Source organism: Weissella sp. DD23 (genome assembly GCF_001579105.1).
GTDB classification, from domain to species: Bacteria; Bacillota; Bacilli; order Lactobacillales; family Lactobacillaceae; genus Weissella; species Weissella cibaria.
The window spans coordinates 25,318-28,516 of sequence record NZ_KQ970400.1; the positions used below are offsets into that span (position 1 = coordinate 25,318).

The following is a 3,199-nucleotide window of genomic DNA, read 5'->3' on the forward strand; positions in this document are numbered from 1 at the left end:
CATCACCAGTGTATCCGTTATCGGCAAACACAGCCATCGCTGCATCCCCACGATTATTGTCGCGTGCCTTGTACTTCTTCAAGCTAGATAGCCCAACTTGCAACATGCGTCCGTCAGCTGTAAACATTTCCAACCAATCATCGTCCGTTGTTTGCAGTACAAATTGGATTTCATCGTCCGTTTCAACTTCGCGCTTATCGGTCATCTTGATGTAACCGTAACGATCAATCGTAATCGTCACAGGGTTAATAATGACGGTCTTCGCTACCTTAGCCTTCAACTCAGATTCATCACCCAACGTGGTACGTCGTGACCCAAAGCCGTCCTTCTTCAAGGCCTTGATTTGTTCATCCAAACGTTCCGACAACAATTGCACACGCAAATCTGGTTCTTCGATATAACGCTTTGCCATCGCAATACGTTCTTCCAGATCAGCCTTCTCAGCCACCAACGCTTGCGCATCCACACGGTTCAATTGGTAAACACGCATTGACGCAATCGCATCAGCTTGACGTTCCGTGAAGCTAAATGATGCCATTTGTGCCGGAATTGTCTTCAAGCCTTGCAAGACTTGCATCAAGTCTGCCTTACCATCCGTATTCTGGGCAGCATGCACAATCGCTTGAATCAAGTCAGGAACTTGAATCAGACCGTCGACAATTTCAAGGCGTGCAGACGCCTTTTCCAAATCCGCCTTGTACTCACGCACAACCAACGTGTGTTGGAAGTTTGCCACTGTCTGCAAATATTGCATCAATGTGTAGCGCTTTGGCGTCAAACCATCCAAAGCCATCCATTCGAGTGAGTACGTTTGACGCAAATCCGTCTTTTGGAAAAGCAATGTCTTGGCTTGTTCGTGGTCATAGTTGTTCTGCAACGTGACTTCAATTCGGACCTTGTTGTTGGCAATATCCTCGTCCGTCGTGAAGTCATCGATTGACCGAATGGGCTTCAACTTACCATCGGCAATCAAATCCTTCACCTTATCGAGGTAAGAATTAATTGATCCACCCATGCGGTATGGCACTTCGGTGATAATCAATGTGTTCTTATCTTCGTCAGAATCAATAATTGTCCCGGCATTTTGGAACTTCCCCACACCAGTCTTGTAGTATGAACGGACATCGCCGTACAAGGTTCCACCAGTTGGCAAATCAGGTCCTTGCAGAATGCTAATCGCCTTATCAAGCGTCATCTTTGGCGTCTTGATGTATTGCTTCAACAAACGCGTCGCATCAACTGGGTTGTGTGGTGCAATCGAACTCGTAAAGCCGACCGCGATACCTGTCTTAACCCCGTTAATCAACAAATATGGCAACTTAGCCGGAAATACCCGTGGCATCCGCTTCGTATTGTCATAATTATCTTCGTATGGGACCAACTTTTCAGATAGATCATTCACCATCAATTGCCCGAAACGTGACAACCGCACTTCTGTGTAACGGGCCGCAGCGGCCGGGTTACCAGAAATGTCGGTAAATGAACCGTGTCCTTCGATTGGTGCCAATGGGAAGACGAAATTTTGCGTCAAGTAATCAACTGACCCGTAATTATCACCGTGGGGGTGCCAGTTTCCCATCACATCCCCAACCACCGTCTGTGACTTCTTAAACTTTGCGGTTGGAGACAACTTTGCCATTGTCATGGCGTACAAAATACGACGTTGCACCGGCTTCAAACCATCCAGCACATTTGGCACTGAACGATCAGAAGCAACGGCAATCCCGTAATTTGTAAATGCTTGCTTCATTGATTGATCGAGGTCTTCAACAACTGGCTTGTCGTGCTTCAAATCAATCTTGATTTTCTTTTTTGTCGCCATTATTTCTTATTCCTCAATATGTGCAAATTCAGCGTTTTCCATTAGGAACGCACGACGTGGTGCCACTTCCTTACCCATCAACAAATCAACTAGTTCCGTTGAGGCTTCAATATCATTCGTCGTGTATTGCGTTAAATGACGAGTTCCTGGTGTAATCAAGGTTTCACGCGTCATTGGGTCACCAACTTCACCAAGTCCCTTGGCACGTTCAACCAACTTAGGGTCGTGCGTTTCCAAGTAAACTTGTTGATCACGTTCCGTGTAGATGTAATCTGTGTTGCCCTTTTCATCGTAATTAATAAACAATGGGGCTTGGGCACGATAGACGTGACCATTTTCCAATAATTGCGGCGTGTACTTTGAGAAAAGCGTAATCAACAACGCAAAAATATTGTCACCATCGGAGTCAGAGTCGGATGCGATGATAATCTTGTCGTAGTTCAACTTTGACTCATCGTACTTATCACCAATTCCAGCGCCAATCGCACTGAAAATCGTTGAAACTTCCGTATTCGCAAAAACCTTATCTGATGTTGACGTCAACGCGTTAATAATCTTTCCACGAATTGGGAAAATGGCTTGATACATGCCACCTTCCCCGTTAATCCGGGTACGCGTCAAAGAACCAGAGGCTGAGTCACCCTCGGTAATGAACAATTCAGCTTGTTCCACGCCACGGGCACCACGCAACTTCTTGGCTGGCTTCAACTTCTTTGAGACCTTGGCCTTCATGTCCTTTGAATCTAACTTGATTTTTGACAAGTCATCAATCTTGCGACGCAAAGCAGCCCGCTCTAACGCTTGCTTAATAACTGCTTCAACATCAGTGATGTACTTATCCCACTCAAATTGACCTTGCTCGTAGGTAATCTTATCAATCGCCGTCTTAGCGTCAACGTTTGAGAGCTTATCCTTGGTTTGCCCGGTATATTGGGGCTTCGTATGGTTCGCTGAAATGATCGCCACCAAACCAGGTTGCAAATCACGCGAATCAATCGAATCCTTCGTCAAGCCAAGTTTGTCAGCATAATTGTTCATCATGCGGCGCACACCAGCATTGAAACCAGAAACGTGGGTACCACCATCAGGCGTAGCCACTGAGTTAACGAATGAACGTTGGCGTGGTGTTGCCCCGTCTGTCCAAGCAAACGCAACGTCCGCACCAATCCACTCACCCTCGTTTGTCTCAATCCGACCAGAGAAACCGTGAATGCCTGTAATCAGCTTTTCATTGTCTTCCTTCGATGACTCAAAGACATATTCAACATACGCCTTCAATCCTTCAGGTTCGTGATATGACACTTCTTCGCCAGTAGCTTCATTAATCAACGTAAATGATGCTTCGGGGTTCAAGAAGGCTTGTTGGTGCAAGCGGTC

At 46.2% G+C, this 3,199-nt stretch carries 2 protein-coding genes; both read right to left on the bottom strand.

Going from position 1 to position 3,199, the window contains the following annotated elements; genetic code table 11:
* Positions 1 to 1,822: DNA gyrase/topoisomerase IV subunit A (locus tag WEIDD23_RS11260; protein WP_082778345.1), on the bottom strand; the 1,822-nt coding region annotated here is incomplete at its 3' end.
* 6 nt (positions 1,823 to 1,828) lie between these two features.
* Positions 1,829 to 3,199, bottom strand: a 1,371-nt coding sequence (locus WEIDD23_RS11265) for a toprim domain-containing protein (RefSeq protein WP_062359042.1), incomplete at its 5' end; no start/stop codon positions are given.